The organism is Shewanella sp. SM68 (assembly GCF_025653925.1).
GTDB classification, from domain to species: Bacteria; Pseudomonadota; Gammaproteobacteria; order Enterobacterales; family Shewanellaceae; genus Shewanella; species Shewanella oncorhynchi.
Genome location: NZ_JAKKRU010000005.1, coordinates 281750 through 295985, shown reverse-complemented (window position 1 = coordinate 295985; position 14236 = coordinate 281750). Strand labels below are relative to the sequence as shown.

Annotated in this window: 15 protein-coding genes; 4 read left to right on the top strand and 11 right to left on the bottom strand. The window is 44.0% G+C overall.

Annotation, left to right across the window (positions count from 1 at the left end):
* The first annotated feature begins 36 nt into the window (after positions 1-36).
* Positions 37-1344 (top strand): outer membrane channel protein TolC, encoded by a 1308-nt coding sequence (gene tolC, locus L5M40_RS11090; RefSeq protein WP_105251469.1) that lies wholly within the window; start codon positions 37-39, stop codon positions 1342-1344.
* A 76-nt stretch (positions 1345-1420) separates the two neighbouring features.
* On the opposite strand, the gene L5M40_RS11085 is transcribed toward tolC, so the two are convergent.
* The 3 genes from L5M40_RS11085 to L5M40_RS11075 are packed head-to-tail and all read right to left on the bottom strand — an operon-like array spanning position 1421 to position 3623.
* Complete coding sequence (locus L5M40_RS11085; RefSeq protein ID WP_263176657.1) at positions 1421-2158, bottom strand: TIGR04219 family outer membrane beta-barrel protein; 738 nt, start codon at positions 2156-2158, stop codon at positions 1421-1423.
* Between the two features lie 2 nt (positions 2159-2160).
* Positions 2161-3129, bottom strand: a complete 969-nt coding sequence (locus tag L5M40_RS11080) for a DUF2333 family protein (protein WP_105251468.1) — start codon at positions 3127-3129, stop codon at positions 2161-2163.
* 11 nt (positions 3130-3140) lie between these two features.
* The gene (locus tag L5M40_RS11075) at positions 3141-3623 is read right to left on the bottom strand and encodes a copper chaperone PCu(A)C (protein ID WP_028761867.1); all 483 of its coding nucleotides are present in this window, start codon (positions 3621-3623) and stop codon (positions 3141-3143) included.
* A gap of 33 nt (positions 3624-3656) precedes the next feature.
* Here L5M40_RS11075 and L5M40_RS11070 point away from each other — a divergent pair, with 33 nt between their 5' ends.
* Positions 3657-4394 (top strand): enoyl-CoA hydratase, encoded by a 738-nt coding sequence (locus tag L5M40_RS11070; protein WP_028761866.1) that lies wholly within the window; start codon positions 3657-3659, stop codon positions 4392-4394.
* Between the two features lie 131 nt (positions 4395-4525).
* Here the strand turns inward: L5M40_RS11070 and L5M40_RS11065 are convergent, their stop codons facing one another.
* The 3 genes from L5M40_RS11065 to dusA all read right to left on the bottom strand — a co-directional run bounded on the left by L5M40_RS11065 (position 4526) and on the right by dusA (position 6397).
* On the bottom strand, positions 4526-4726 hold the full coding sequence (locus L5M40_RS11065) for a PspC domain-containing protein (RefSeq protein WP_113941528.1): 201 nt from the start codon (positions 4724-4726) through the stop codon (positions 4526-4528).
* A gap of 151 nt (positions 4727-4877) precedes the next feature.
* Complete coding sequence (locus L5M40_RS11060; RefSeq protein ID WP_263176655.1) at positions 4878-5168, bottom strand: hypothetical protein; 291 nt, start codon at positions 5166-5168, stop codon at positions 4878-4880.
* 209 nt (positions 5169-5377) lie between these two features.
* Complete coding sequence (gene dusA, locus L5M40_RS11055; RefSeq protein WP_411569083.1) at positions 5378-6397, bottom strand: tRNA dihydrouridine(20/20a) synthase DusA; 1020 nt, start codon at positions 6395-6397, stop codon at positions 5378-5380.
* Positions 6398-7131: 734 nt separating this feature from the next.
* On the opposite strand from dusA, the gene L5M40_RS11050 reads away from it, so the two are divergent.
* Positions 7132-7596 carry a chemotaxis protein CheX gene (locus tag L5M40_RS11050; RefSeq protein WP_105251417.1) on the top strand — a complete coding sequence of 155 codons (465 nt, stop codon included), beginning with the start codon at positions 7132-7134 and terminating at the stop codon, positions 7594-7596.
* 424 nt (positions 7597-8020) lie between these two features.
* Here the strand turns inward: L5M40_RS11050 and alr are convergent, their stop codons facing one another.
* Both alr and dnaB read right to left on the bottom strand, forming a co-directional pair.
* Positions 8021-9097, bottom strand: a complete 1077-nt coding sequence (gene alr, locus L5M40_RS11045) for an alanine racemase (protein WP_263146709.1) — start codon at positions 9095-9097, stop codon at positions 8021-8023.
* A 102-nt stretch (positions 9098-9199) separates the two neighbouring features.
* Positions 9200-10606, bottom strand: coding sequence for a replicative DNA helicase (gene dnaB, locus L5M40_RS11040; protein WP_105251415.1), 1407 nt, complete (start codon positions 10604-10606; stop codon positions 9200-9202).
* 125 nt (positions 10607-10731) lie between these two features.
* Here dnaB and L5M40_RS11035 point away from each other — a divergent pair, with 125 nt between their 5' ends.
* On the top strand, positions 10732-12930 hold the full coding sequence (locus L5M40_RS11035; protein WP_263176653.1) for a S46 family peptidase: 2199 nt from the start codon (positions 10732-10734) through the stop codon (positions 12928-12930).
* A gap of 264 nt (positions 12931-13194) precedes the next feature.
* Here L5M40_RS11035 and rplI read toward each other — a convergent pair whose 3' ends face one another.
* The 3 genes from rplI to priB are packed head-to-tail and all read right to left on the bottom strand — an operon-like array spanning position 13195 to position 14229.
* Positions 13195-13647, bottom strand: coding sequence for a 50S ribosomal protein L9 (gene rplI / locus L5M40_RS11030; protein ID WP_113939970.1), 453 nt, complete (start codon positions 13645-13647; stop codon positions 13195-13197).
* A 36-nt stretch (positions 13648-13683) separates the two neighbouring features.
* A complete protein-coding gene (rpsR, locus tag L5M40_RS11025) occupies positions 13684-13911 on the bottom strand; it encodes a 30S ribosomal protein S18 (RefSeq protein ID WP_006083042.1) in 228 nt (75 codons plus the stop codon).
* 12 nt (positions 13912-13923) lie between these two features.
* A complete protein-coding gene (priB, locus tag L5M40_RS11020; protein ID WP_105251411.1) occupies positions 13924-14229 on the bottom strand; it encodes a primosomal replication protein N in 306 nt (101 codons plus the stop codon).
* Positions 14230-14236: the final 7 nt, after the last annotated feature.

Here is a 14236-nt window from a genome sequence, read left to right as displayed (position 1 = left end):
CCTCCGTGGGGGGATTTTGTCTAATAAGGACAGCAAATGAAATTTAAGATCCATAATTTATGCGCAGCATTAACACTTGCGGCTTCCGCTTCAGCGGTGCAAGCAGATGATTTGTTGCAAATTTATCAGCAAGCACTGACCAGCGACCCGCTCGTATTGCAAGCCCAAGCCCAGCGTAATGGTTTGTTTGAGAAAATCGAGCAAAACCGCGCTCCGCTGTTGCCAACCATTAGTGCAAACGTCGGTTATGACAAAGCTTGGAATGATCCGAAGGATGATGCAAGTGGTCTAGTAGGTAGCCTGAAATTAAATCAAGTCATCTATGATCACAGTGCTTGGGTTGGTTTAAGTCTTGCTGAGAAAGCCGCTTCTCAAGCTGATTCCGCTTATGCTTCCGCATTACAAAACTTGATTACTCGTATCACTAAAGCCTATTTCGATGTATTAACGGCGAAAGACAACTACGAGTTCCAAGGTGCAGAAAAACGCGCCATCGAGCGTCAACTTGAACAAACTAAACAACGTTTCGCAGTGGGTTTAACCGCGATTACCGATGTGCATGAAGCTCAAGCGCAATATGACTTAGCCTCAGCCACTGAAATTTTAGCCGAAAACACGCTCGCCAATAGTTATGAAGCCTTACGTGAAATCACCGGCATCGATCACAAGACGATTAATGTGCTAGATACCAACCGTTTCTCAGCCGTTACGCCAGCGCCAACGTCATCTAGCGAATGGTTAAAAATTGCTGAAACCAATAGTGTTGATTTAATGACTCAACGTATTGGTAAAGATATTGCCCAAGAGACTATTAAGCTTTATCAAGCAGGCCACATGCCGTCTTTAAGCTTAAATGCCGGTTACAACAAAGGTCTTGAGCAAAAAATGGGTAATCTCAACGAACCTGATTTTGATAATGTCAGCGTTGGTGTCAACTTAAGCATTCCGATTTTCGAAGGTTTTAAAGTCAGCTCACAAGTTAATGAAGCACAATTCCAGTATGTTGAAGCAAGTGAAAAGCTTGAGCAAATTTACCGTGGTGTAGTGAAAAACGTTCGTAATAACTACAACAACGTAGGTGCTTCTATCAGCTCAATCAAAGCTTATGAGCAATCTGTTATTTCATCAGAAAGTGCCCTAAAAGCCACTCAAGCGGGTTTCGAAGTGGGTACTCGTACTATCGTTGATGTTTTGAACCGTACCCGTGACTTGTACGACTCAAAACGTAAATTATCCGATGCGCGCTATAGCTACATCAACTCAGTTGTTGCACTAAAGCAAGCTGCGGGTACATTGAATGAAGATGATGTTATCGCCATCAATAATGGCTTGATTGCACAGTAACAACGCTCTCAGTCATTAAATATAAAAAACCGCCATTTGGCGGTTTTTTTATGCTTAGAAGTTAAAATCAACAAAATTAGAAATTGATTTCAACACCCGCAAAATAACCTTTAAATTTAGTATCAGCACTCACCCCCGAGAAATTACTCACATCGAATAAAAATTCACGGTAGCCTACACGTACACGCGTATCGACGGCCAAACCATCAAATTGCCAACCTAAACCAATTGCATAGTCGTGCACGCTTGACTCATTGACGCCCTGCATCAAATCAGCAAAACCGTACAAGCCTAAGCCAGGCATACCTACATGCGTACTGGCGTAACCCATCACAATACCGCTATCGACATCTTTCTCTTCTGGATGGCCAGGATCTTGAACACGCAGTGAACCATTCATTAACTTGTATGCTGCACCGAGATCCAACGACACTATGTCGTTGTCCAATATTTCGTAGTACAGCACGAAGTCTGTGTTACTCAAATCAGTATAAGCAGTCACATTACCTTTAAAATCATGACCATTGAAGTTGAAATCAGCATCCGACATGCCGCCTTTCTGATCTAAGCTATTTTCACGGATTTTAATGTTAGGGACAAATGGCAATGGGTGCTCAACTGCAATCCAATAACTGCCTTGAGCAGATGAACTGTAATCAAATGTTTGTTGTGGTTGACCTTTATCAGCAAAAGTACCGCTAGTATCGGCGCGCCAGTAATCACCACCAATCGTAAAACCAACCACAGTTGCCGCTTGGACAGATGAGGCCATACAGAATCCTAATACCGCACTGGCGAGGAGAGTTTTTTTCATAATTAACCTTGAGATAGCAAGTTCGTTAAATCAATCACCGCGGCATTCGCACGCGACACATAGTTAGCCATAACCAATGAATGATTAGCGACTAAGCCAAAACCGCTGCCATTCAGCACAACAGGGCTCCAGACAGTTTGCTGAGTCGCCTCCAGCTCACGAATGATCTGTCTTAGGCTTACTTCAGCATTTTTCTTCTTCAATACGTCAGCAAAGTCAACTTCAACTGCGCGCATAAAGTTCAACAACGCCCATGAAGCACCACGGCTCTCATAGAAGACATCATCAATTTTCCACCAACTGGTTTTTACCTGATGGCTGGTCAAATTTGGAGTTGATTGACGCGCCGAATTATCACCGGCTAGGTCTGTATTTAAGCGCTCTTGGCCAACGCTGGCAGATAAACGCTGCGACATACTGCCCAGACGTTTCTGCACTTCTTTCAACCATTCATTAAGGTTGTCAGCACGGGCATAAAACTGTGCATCTTGATTATTTGGGTCCATCATGCGGGCACGATAAAGCTTCAGCAATTTGATTGCATCGCGATATTCGCTTTCGGCACTGGGTACTAACCAGCTTGTGTGGTCAATATTGAGCTTAGATTGGGCTTCGCCTAAATCTTTGTCCGCCGCAGATTGTGACTGTGAGCGGCTAAACTCTTTACGCATAATCAAGGCTAAATCACGGGCTTGCTCCAAAGCACCATATTCAAATGCGGGCATGTTATCCATGAAGATGGAAGGTGGCATCACATCGTTTGATAGCCAACCACCTTGCTTATCGAGTAAATTTTCGACTGTGAGGATTAGCGATGTAGTAGTAGCGTACCCAACAATATTCTTATTGGATGCTGTTAATTGTTGAGGGCTAATTGGATCCGGTTCGATACTCCACCATACACTCACGCCATAACCGATTAATACTAAAAATAAACCGACCCCGGTAACTTTTTTCCATGTAATTTGCATCAAGCGACTCCTTAATGATGGTGATGATGCTCTTGCTCTGCGGCGTTTTCTGCTGCTTTACTAACAGGCAGGGTAATTGCCATTTTCTCGCCACCGTCAAACTCTAATTGCAGTTCAACTTGTTGCTCTAACACCAATGGCGCTTTTAAGCCAAGCAACATGACGTGATCCCCTGACGGCGTTAACGTTAATGTGCCATGGGAGGGGATGTCAAAACCTTCAACATGGCGCATCTTCACCATGCCTTGGTCTTCGATAATCGTGTGTAATTGGGCATCCTTTGCCACAGTCGTACTGACACCGATAAGACGAATCGCTTTATCTGTGTGGTTTTCAAGCGTAAAGTAAGCGGCAGTATTTGGTACTGTCTCAGGCATGGCGCGTATATGACCTTCAGTCATGACTACATTCGCCAACGCTGAAAATGATGCACAAGATAAAACTAGACAATTAAACAGCTGTTTGAATATTGGTTTCAATGTCTTAAACTCCATGTCTACCCAATGTCGTCGTAAAGGAAACAACCCATGAGTCATATACAGGTTCAGGATGATCAGGGCGTGCGTATTATTAGCTTTAATCGCCCTGATAAACGCAATGCACTTGATCTTAATATGTATAAACAACTGACAGAATACCTGATCGAAGGTGAAGCAGACAACGACATTCGTGCCTTTATGCTCCATGGCCAAGATAATTGTTTCACCTCAGGCAATGATGTTGCTGACTTTTTGAAAAATAGTGACTTAGGGCCAAATCATCCCGCAGTACGTTTCTTATTTTGTCTGCTCGAACTCAAAAAACCTCTGGTGGCTGCCGTTTCTGGTGCCGCCGTCGGTATTGGTACAACCGTACTGCTACATTGCGATCTGGTATACGCTGACAACACGGCGAAATTTCAACTTCCCTTCGTCAACTTGGCTCTCGTGCCGGAAGCGGGGGCTAGCCTACTCTTACCTGAACTCATTGGTTATCAAAAAGCGGCTGAGTTACTGCTACTTGGTGAAAGCTTTAATGCCGAGACGGCCCATAGACTCAATATGATCAACGAAATTGTGGCCCATGAAGATTTACTCAGTTATGCACTATCTCAGGCAAAAAAATTGGCAAATCAACCGCCACAAGCCCTACAAATCACACGTCAATTAATGCGTCCGCATAAAAATCGTGTACAACACCAAATGCACCAAGAACTTGAACAATTTAGCGCTAGGCTAAAAAGTGATGAAGCCAAAAGCAGATTTCAGGCTTTTTTGAAAAAGTAGCCTACAAGGCAGTATGCACATACATGTCGCATGAGGGTCAAAGTGCCCTCTTGTTGATAGGTTTAATTGCAACATTTTAAATCAAAACAAGCCATTTATGAGCTCATCGAACGCCAGCCATCACTGCATGCTTAGGCTGGTTTTTTCCATTGATCAACTAACAGTGCTAAAACAAAGTAAATCAACAAACTCACACCCGGCATAAATACAACTGCACCAGCCCACACCGCACGAGTCCAAAAACAAGACCAATCAAATTTCCACGCCATGCCTGCAGCAACACCACACACTAACCGCTCTGGACTCTCCATACGCACTTTTAATCGTTTCATCTAAAACCTCGGCTCAGTTGATCGCTAACTTATTTATCACTAACACTATGCCACTGAAACCAGCAAATAATGCCTGAAAACAACGCAAGACTAATTACAGGTAACAGTAGCAATGTCATCAAAGGTGCTACAAACCACATAAGCAGATCCTTTACTTAGCGCTATATTCATCGGCACTTGCCGATTCACCTTTATTTTCAGCGTTTAAGCTAAGTTGACTGTTGAAGTCATAAATACTTTCAGCCAGTTGTGTTTGCAATGACATCACAAATTCACGCTTTACACTGACGAACAATTCTTGTGTCTGCGCAGTTAATGTTTGCTCAATAGTTCCCACAACATCTGATATTGGTGCGGCTTCTGCGTGTGCTGCAACGCTACCGACTAACGCGCCTAATAACACACTCATTTGTACTGATTTTTTAATGGTTAACATAAACATGATGGCATCCCTTTCGATTAATTAACTTGACGAAAGGAGTATTACAAACTGCGTGCCAACTTATAAAAATATTCTTAAGATTATGATTTTAATCATTTTAAAAAATTTTATGTGGACAAGATGAGATATAGGGATGGATTGGAAAATAACAAGTGGTGAAAAATACTACTCAAATTAGTAAATTTCACCATCTTTTAAGTTGAGTGGAATTACTCTACAACTTCAGCCTGAATATTCTGAAAAGCCTGCATTACCATTTCTATCCCAGCGCCGTTTTTATGGGCATTTTCGCTCAAATAACGACGCCACGCACGGGCACCCGGTAAGCCTTGGAATAACCCGATCATATGGCGAGTAATATGATTAAGTCGCCCACCAGACTGCAAATGCGCTTCAATATAAGGCAACATAGCCTCAATCACAGCCTCGCGGCTAATCACTGCTTTTTGACTGCCACACAATATTTGATCCACCTGCGCCAGAATATAAGGATTCTGATAAGCCTCGCGCCCCATCATTACTCCATCGAGCTGCACTAAATGCATTTGTGCTTGCTCGAGAGTTGTTACGCCGCCATTAATACCAATATTAAGTGCAGGATAATCACGCTTAAGTTGATACACACGCTCATAATCGAGCGGCGGGATCTCGCGATTCTCTTTTGGGCTTAATCCTTGAAGCCACGCCTTACGCGCATGGATAGTAAAATCCGTACACCCTTTTGCACTGACCACATCAATAAACTGGGTTAAAAACGCATAACTATCTTGTTCATCAATTCCGATACGCGTTTTCACAGTCACAGGAATATCAACGACTTGTTTCATGGCGTCAACACACTCAGCCACTAACTCAGGTTCCGCCATCAGACACGCGCCAAAGCGACCATTCTGCACTCGATCGGAAGGACAACCCACATTGAGGTTAACTTCATCGTAGCCTCGCTCAGCAGCGAGTTTAGCGCAACGAGCCAAATCTAAGGGATTAGAGCCACCTAACTGCAACGCCAAAGGATGTTCTTCTTGGTTATACGCCAAGTAATCACCGCGACCATGCAATATCGCTCCTGTTGTCACCATCTCCGTATATAACAAAGCATTAGCCGACATCAAACGTGCAAAATAACGATAATGACGGTCCGTCAAGTCCAACATGGGCGCAATGGAAAAGGTCCTAACGATTGGAATAGCTGATATAACAGGGTTTTTACTCATTTTAGATTGAATCATCACGCTCACATTTTAAGCTGTTTTTACACATTTGTGCATTTGTCTAATTGCCGGGCATCCTGTGAGGTATCCCAAATTATAAGATTGAGCGCTCAAGATGGTGTTCCCAGTAATTGACCTGAAAACACGTACTGAACAACACACTACAAATGCGTCGTTAGGGTGAAGCAAAAAGTGAGACAGTTTACAGCGAACATCGTACTTTTACAAAGTCAGCTAAGACACTCAAGGCCAAGACGCCTTTTTGATAGCACTCCACAATGCCGAAAATAGCCATATAAAATGGGATTACGTAAGACGCGATGGGATAGAGAGTTGAGTAGCAACGCCTTCTCACAAGTTCAAGTACTAATAAAAGTCGAGTTACTCCATAAAAAGGCTAAAAAACTTTGCAGCATCGGCACTCATGAGCCACTATGAATGGGGCTAATGCAGCCCATTTTTGTATATATGAGACGTAAAACAACGCTATTTGACGATAAGCGTCTTCCAAGCAAACTTATGAACCATCATACAAAACTGTCTAAACAATAAAGGACACGGTTATATGGAGCTTTAACTGCCTATAACTCAGATAAATGATAAGAATATCTTTAAATTAGCCTCACATTTATAGCTGTCTCATCTAAGCTGATAGAGTGTGATCAAGATTGCTGTCGATAAGCAACTTTTCTAATAGCCTTAAGCAATGCCATTACTCCATGGTTTAGGCTCAAAAGAGGACAAACTTAGGCATGAACGTTAATTTTATTAATCCTTTCCTCCAATCTTTGCTCAATGTCATATCTACGATGGCGAGCATGGATTTGACGCCGGGCAAACCCCAAATCAAAGTAGATAACTTAGCTAAGGGTGATGTGTCCGGTCTAATCGGTCTTGTAGGACCCCAAACAAAAGGATCACTGTCGATTACCTTCGAACAAAAGCTTGTTTTGCAGATAATGCAGAATATGCTGGGCGAAAACCCGGGTAAAATTAACGAGGAAGTGACTGACTTAGTAGGCGAAATTACGAATATGGTGACTGGTGGCGCAAAAAATCTTTTGGGTCAAAAAGGCTATGAATTTGAAATGGCCACTCCTATGGTCGTATCAGGAAAAGGCCATACTATTTCCCATAAAGCTAATGGCACTAAGATTATCATGCCATTTACAAGCCCGCATGGTACTGCTTATATTGAAATATGTTTTGAAAACTAACAGCTAAAATGCATCAAGCCAGTCAGCTCAAAATACATTAACTATCCTGTCGCTCTGGATCTTATGTTTCATTCGCTTATTTAAAGCCAGATAACAAAGATCAGAACGGCTGGTTTACCGTAACCTGAATTGAGGTATTTTTATCGTCTATTTTGCCGCCTAACACCAGTTCAGCACAGCTTCATCCTCAGGTCCAAAACATATTGCGTCGCCAACTGTGAACTGCAAACCACTATTTTGCTTATCTCAGTCCTACAGGTTCGACATTTCTCCCGCTAACAAATAACTATAATTCATAGTGTTATTTGCAGTAACCATTCGTGTAGTGGCAATTATTCATCCTGACACTTTACATAAAAGAAAACGGTGTTTAATCACCGTTTTCTTGCTAAAAAGTGTCCCAGAATACTTCCATTTGTCAGGGTTAAGCTAAGCAAACAGCAACCCTTGGCGTAAGCTTAGTGACTAATTCATAAGCGATAGTGCCGATATGTTCAGCGACTTCCTCCACGGGTAATGCCTTACCCCACAGCAATGCACTATCTCCTACTTTATCTTGGGCACCTTGACCTAAGTCAACAGTCAACATGTCCATAGAAACACGGCCGACTATGGGTACACGGCGACCATTGACCCACACGGGTGTGCCTTCCGGTGCATTGCGAGGATAACCATCACCATAGCCAATCGCCACGACACCTAAACGGGTATCTTGCTTCGCGGTCCAGAAACAACCATAGCCGACTGGCTGATTGGCTTTATGATCCCGTACCGCAATCAACTGTGATACTAATTCCATCGCAGGAACTAGCCCGTGATTCGCACCGCAATCACCAGTAACAGGAGATACGCCATAGAGTGCAATACCAGGACGGATCCAATCGCCTTGGCTCTGAGGCCAATACAAGGCACCAGCAGAGTTTGCTAAGGTTCTAAATCCGGGCAAGCCTGCCGTTAACGTATTAAAAGCCGCCATCTGTACTGAGGTATAGGTGTTTTCAGGCTCGTCCGCACAGGCAAAATGTGTCATCAAATGGATCGGTTTTGCCACATTTGGACAGGCCATTAACCTTGCGTAAACCGTTGAAAATTGTTCGGACGTAAAACCTAAACGATGCATGCCTGAATCCACTTTAAGCCAGACAGTGACAGGTTTTGACAACACAGTTTGCTCTAACATCTCAAGCTGAGAGCTGTGGTGCACTACAGTGTCAATATCATGCCCGACGAGTAACGGGAGATCGGTGGCGCGGAAAAAACCTTCTAGTAATAACAAACGCGCTGTCACGCCGCCCGCTCGTAATTCTAAGGCCTCATCCAATCGTGCTAGGCCAAAGCCATCGGCACTGACTAAACAATTAGCGACATTCAATAATCCATGACCATAACCGTTCGCTTTAACGACGGCCATCACACGACTCGCTGGTGCCTGTTGACGCAACGCAGCGAGATTGGTTTGCAGTGCACTACTGCTAATTTCTGCACGGGGAAAAGGGTTCAAAATTTACCTTGTTTACTCAGGAAATAAAAAGTCACGGATATAAAAAATACATCAATACAGCTCATCTTCTGCAAACGCAAACTGACTGTTTTTAAACGTCAATTAATCTTCTTCAAACTGCGGCCCAGCATAATTATCGAAACGCGAAAATTGCCCTTGGAAAGTGAGCCGCACCCGACCAATGGGGCCGTTACGTTGCTTACCAATGATGATTTCTGCCGTGCCTTTATCTTGAGAATCGTTGTTATACACTTCATCGCGATAAATAAACATGATGAGATCCGCATCTTGCTCGATAGCGCCTGATTCACGTAAATCCGAGTTAACAGGACGTTTATCGGCCCTTTGTTCGAGCGAGCGGTTAAGCTGCGACAGGGCAATAATCGGGATTTCCAACTCTTTGGCTAATGCTTTCAGCGAGCGTGAAATTTCAGAAATTTCTAAGGTACGGTTATCTTTTAAGGCGGGCACCTGCATTAACTGCAGGTAATCTATCATGATCATAGATAAACCACCGTACTCACGGGCGATACGACGCGCGCGGCTGCGAACTTCTGTCGGGGTTAATCCCGAACCATCATCAATATACATTTTGCCTTGCTCGAGCATGATACCCATGGTCGATGAAACCCGTGCCCAATCCTCGTCATCGAGTTGACCAGTACGGATCTTAGTTTGATCGACGCGACCCAAGGAGGCCAACATACGCATCATAATCTGTTCTGACGGCATCTCGAGACTGAAAATAAGTACGGGTTTATCTTCATTCATTGCGGCCTGTTCGCACAAGTTCATCGCAAAGGTGGTTTTACCCATAGAAGGACGCGCCGCAACGATAATCAAGTCACCGGACTGGAAGCCAGCGGTCATCTTATCCAAATCGTTAAAGCCACTCGATACTCCAGTCACACCGTTATGGGGGTTATTGTAAAGCTGTTCAATCTTATCGACGGTTTTTTCCAGAATGGTTTTGATACCTTCGGGACCTTCATTAGCATTGGTTCGCATCTCGGCGATCTTAAAGACTTTACTCTCAGCAAGGTCGAGTAATTCACCCGAGTCCCGACCTTCTGGGTTATAGCCCGCATCGGCAATCTCATGTGCGACGCGGATCATATCACGGACCACGGCCCGCTCACGGACGATTTCAGCGTAAGATAAAATATTACCCGCACTTGGGGTATTTTTCGCAATCTCACCTAAGTAGGCAAAACCACCGGCATCTTCTAATTGGTTCTCAACTTCGAGCTGTTCAGAAACCGTGATCAAATCGATCGGTTGCCCTAAATCGACCAATCTGTGCATGGCAGAAAAGATCATCTTATGTGAGCGAGAGTAAAAATCCTCTTTTACTACAGCCTCTGCGACCCTGTCCCACGCTTCGGCATCTAACATCAAGCCGCCTAATACCGATTGTTCAGCCTCAATTGAATGCGGTGGCAGCTTGAGTCCATCAAGCTGCAAATCTCTTGGCTTACTTTTAGGCTTAAAAGCACCTTGTTGTGACATTAACGCTCCCGATTTCCAACAACTTAACAAAATATGATATAAAACCCGCGTCAAGCAAACAGGATGTTTACACTCGCCTGTTATTTCATTCCAACGGACACTCTAACAATCAATAAGGAAAGAACATGCGTATTGCATTGGTTGCGGCCTTAGTACTGACATCCGGCATAGCAACTGCCGACGAAGGACAATGGCAACCTTATCAAATGCCTTCAATTGCAGACAAACTCAGTGAACGCGGAATCGATATTCCGGCAGAAAAACTGGCCGATCTGACAAGTTATCCAATGAACGCTGTGGTTGGGCTGGGCTATTGTACCGCCAGTTTTGTCTCCCCCCAAGGGCTAGTTGTGACAAACCACCATTGTGCCTACAAGGCGATACAATATAACACTAAGCAAGAGCATAACTACCTAGAACAAGGCTTTTTAGCAACATCGATGGACAAGGAACCCTCTGCCGGTCCTAACGAACGTTTATACATCACAGAAGCAGTGACCAATGTCACCGCGCAAATCAATAAAGACCTCAGCCAAGACCCGCTAAGTCGTTACGAAGACATTCAAAATCACAGTAAAGCGCTCATCAAAAGCTGTGAAGCCGATGCTAACTATCGTTGTAATGTGCGCAGTTTCCATAACGGCTTAGAATACTACTTAATCAAGCAATTGATGATCCGCGATGTGCGCTTAGTCTACGCACCACCTGAAAGTGTTGGGGGCTATGGTGGCGATATTGATAACTATGAATATCCACGCCATTCGGGTGATTTTGCCTTCCTACGAGCTTACGTCGGAAAAGATGGCAAACCCGCCGCGTATAGCGACAATAACATTCCTTACCAACCAAAGAGCTACCTTAAGGTCAATGCCGATGGCGTAAAAGCCGGTGATGGCGTGTTTGTGGCGGGTTACCCAGGCACGACTAGCCGTTACAATCTGACCAGTGAACTTAAATTTGCCAGTGATTGGTTGTACCCAACCCAAGCTAAGCGCTATCAATTACAGATTGATACTATCGAGGCTATGGGACAAAAAGATGCCGATATCGCCATTAAGTACGCAGGTAATATGGCCTCAATGGCCAACCGGATGAAGAAACTCAACGGTCTATTAGCGGGTTTTAAAGCAACGGATATCATTGGCATTAAGCAAAGCCGTGAAGATAATTTTTTAGCTTGGCTTAAACAAAACCCTAAACTAAATCAAAATCTCATTGCTGAGTTAGAAGTGTTACTCGCCGAGCAACAACAAGCATTCCAAAGTAATTACTACTTTACCAATGCCCAATCGAGCACATTGTTAACCGCAGCAAACAGCCTCTACCGTCTTGCTAAAGAAAAACAAAAGCCCGATGCCGAGCGTGAGCAAGGCTACCAAGAACGTGATATTGCTATGCTAAGCTCACGTCTTAAACGTATCGATTCAAGTTTTGATGTCACTGTTGATAAGACTTTGTGGCTACAGGATTTAAGTGCTTACCTTAGCCAATCAAATCGCGTAGCTGCACTCGATGAAATGCTAAGTGCGAACACTAAAGATGCCGATCTCGCAGCTAAACTCGATGGTTTGTACTCACTCACTACGCTCACAGACCAAGCTAAGCGCCTCGCGTGGATGAATGCCGATGCTAGCGCTTTCGAAACCAGTGCCGATCCCTTTATTCGTTTAGCCGTAGCACTTTATGACACGAATATGGCACAGGAAAAGTCAGAAAAAATCTTAGACGGCAAGCTGTCTAGTGCTCGCCCTGATTATATGGCGGCCGTGATCGAATACTACAAAGCAAACAACTGGCCAGTCTATCCTGACGCCAACGGTACGCTACGGATCAGCTATGGCATGGTTGATGGTTATCAATCACGTGATGCGCTCTATAAACAGCCGTTTACTCGTCTTGATGGCATAGTCGCAAAACACACAGGCGTTGAACCCTATAATGTGCCGAAAAAACTCCTCGATGCAATTCACGAGCAACGTTTTGGTGAGCACTTGGTCAAATCCGTGTATCAAGATCCCCGTGGCTGGATTTGCCGTCTGTTCTCTTGCTTAGATAAACCAGAAGAATTTAACTCAGTACCGGTTAATTTCTTATCCAGCGTGGACACCACAGGTGGTAACTCCGGCTCACCAGTCTTCAACGGAAAAGGTGAGTTAGTGGGCCTTAACTTCGACTCAACCTATGAAGCTATCACTAAAGATTGGTTCTTCAACCCAACCATCACTCGCGCGGTGCACGTGGATATTCGCTATATCCTGTGGATGATGGATGAAGTCGACCATGCCGATAACTTAATCCAAGAATTGGATTTAGTGAGAAATTAATACCTTGAGCTAAATCCGTTGCTCTAAACAAAAAGCCGCTCACTGTTATGCAGTAAGCGGCTTTTATTTGGGCTCGTATTTTAGCAGCGAATACACTTTGGGATGATGAGATTGAATGAGTAGGCGCGTATCACCTATTGCTTAAATCCATCGCAGAGCCGATATCAAAACCTAAATACACTCAAATCCTAAATTTCAGCCATAAAAAAACACCGCCGAAGCGGTGTTTCTCTTAATACAAGCTAAGATTAAAGCAAGGAGTAATTAAGCTTCTGCAACGATAGAAACTTTAACAACAGCTTTAACTTCAGTGTGTAACTGAACTTCAACTTCGAAGTCGCCAGTAGTACGCAGAGCGCCTAATGGTAAACGAACTTCTGATTTAGCCAGCTCAACACCAGCAGCAGTCACTGCATCAGCGATGTCACGGTTGCCAACTGAACCAAACAGTTTGCCTTCATCACCCGCTTTAGAAGCAATAACAACAGCTTCCAGTGCAGTGATTTTCTCAGCACGTAGGTTAGCAGCAGCTAATTCAGCAGCTAATTTAGCTTCTAATTCAGCGCGACGAGCTTCAAATACTTTAACGTTGCTTTCGTTAGCAACAACAGCTTTACCTTGTGGCAAAAGGTAGTTACGAGCGTAACCAGCTTTAACAGTAACTTGGTCACCCAAGTTGCCTAGGTTAGCGATTTTATCAAGCAGAATAACGTTCATTATCAAATCCTCTATATTCGATTAGGAATACTGCAATTACTGATGTAAATCAGTGTATGGCAGTAGAGAAAGATAACGAGCACGCTTGATAGCGCGAGCTAGTTGGCGCTGATATTTAGCACTAGTACCAGTGATACGGCTAGGAACAATCTTGCCGCTTTCAGTGATGTAGTTCTTTAAAGTAACGATATCTTTGTAATCAATTTCTGCAACACCTTCAGCGGTGAAACGGCAGAACTTGCGACGACGGAAATAACGTGCCATGTTGACAGTCTCCTAAGTTTTCAATTCGACATTTTCGGCATGGATGACTAAGCGGTTCTGACCATTACGCCCCTGTTGAAGCGTCATAAAGCCTTGCACTTGTACTTCCACACCTGCTTTCAGATCTTCTGCGACGCTTTCAAAGCGTGGGCCACTCAATATCACTTGAATTTGTACGTAGACGTTGCGGAGCATTTCGGCTTCATAACGCTGCGATTTGTGTTCCAACATAATTACACTATGTGCAATACCTGCTGGGCTTTTAAAGCGTCTTGAACGAGTTATCGTTCCTGACAACACCAAGTTATTGGTGGTCACAGATTAC

Excerpts from the sequence above, each read along its gene's own strand:
- tolC (WP_105251469.1), top strand. The coding sequence starts at position 37 with ATGAAATTTAAGATCCATAATTTATGCGCAGCATTAACACTTGCGGCT.
- L5M40_RS11085 (WP_263176657.1), bottom strand. The coding sequence starts at position 2,158 with ATGAAAAAAACTCTCCTCGCCAGTGCGGTATTAGGATTCTGTATGGCC.
- L5M40_RS11080 (WP_105251468.1), bottom strand. The coding sequence starts at position 3,129 with ATGCAAATTACATGGAAAAAAGTTACCGGGGTCGGTTTATTTTTAGTA.
- L5M40_RS11075 (WP_028761867.1), bottom strand. The coding sequence starts at position 3,623 with ATGGAGTTTAAGACATTGAAACCAATATTCAAACAGCTGTTTAATTGT.
- L5M40_RS11070 (WP_028761866.1), top strand. The coding sequence starts at position 3,657 with ATGAGTCATATACAGGTTCAGGATGATCAGGGCGTGCGTATTATTAGC.
- L5M40_RS11065 (WP_113941528.1), bottom strand. The coding sequence starts at position 4,726 with ATGAAACGATTAAAAGTGCGTATGGAGAGTCCAGAGCGGTTAGTGTGT.
- L5M40_RS11060 (WP_263176655.1), bottom strand. The coding sequence starts at position 5,168 with ATGTTTATGTTAACCATTAAAAAATCAGTACAAATGAGTGTGTTATTA.
- dusA (WP_411569083.1), bottom strand. The coding sequence starts at position 6,397 with ATGATTCAATCTAAAATGAGTAAAAACCCTGTTATATCAGCTATTCCA.
- L5M40_RS11050 (WP_105251417.1), top strand. The coding sequence starts at position 7,132 with ATGAACGTTAATTTTATTAATCCTTTCCTCCAATCTTTGCTCAATGTC.
- dnaB (WP_105251415.1), bottom strand. The coding sequence starts at position 10,606 with ATGTCACAACAAGGTGCTTTTAAGCCTAAAAGTAAGCCAAGAGATTTG.
- L5M40_RS11035 (WP_263176653.1), top strand. The coding sequence starts at position 10,732 with ATGCGTATTGCATTGGTTGCGGCCTTAGTACTGACATCCGGCATAGCA.
- rplI (WP_113939970.1), bottom strand. The coding sequence starts at position 13,647 with ATGAACGTTATTCTGCTTGATAAAATCGCTAACCTAGGCAACTTGGGT.
- rpsR (WP_006083042.1), bottom strand. The coding sequence starts at position 13,911 with ATGGCACGTTATTTCCGTCGTCGCAAGTTCTGCCGTTTCACCGCTGAA.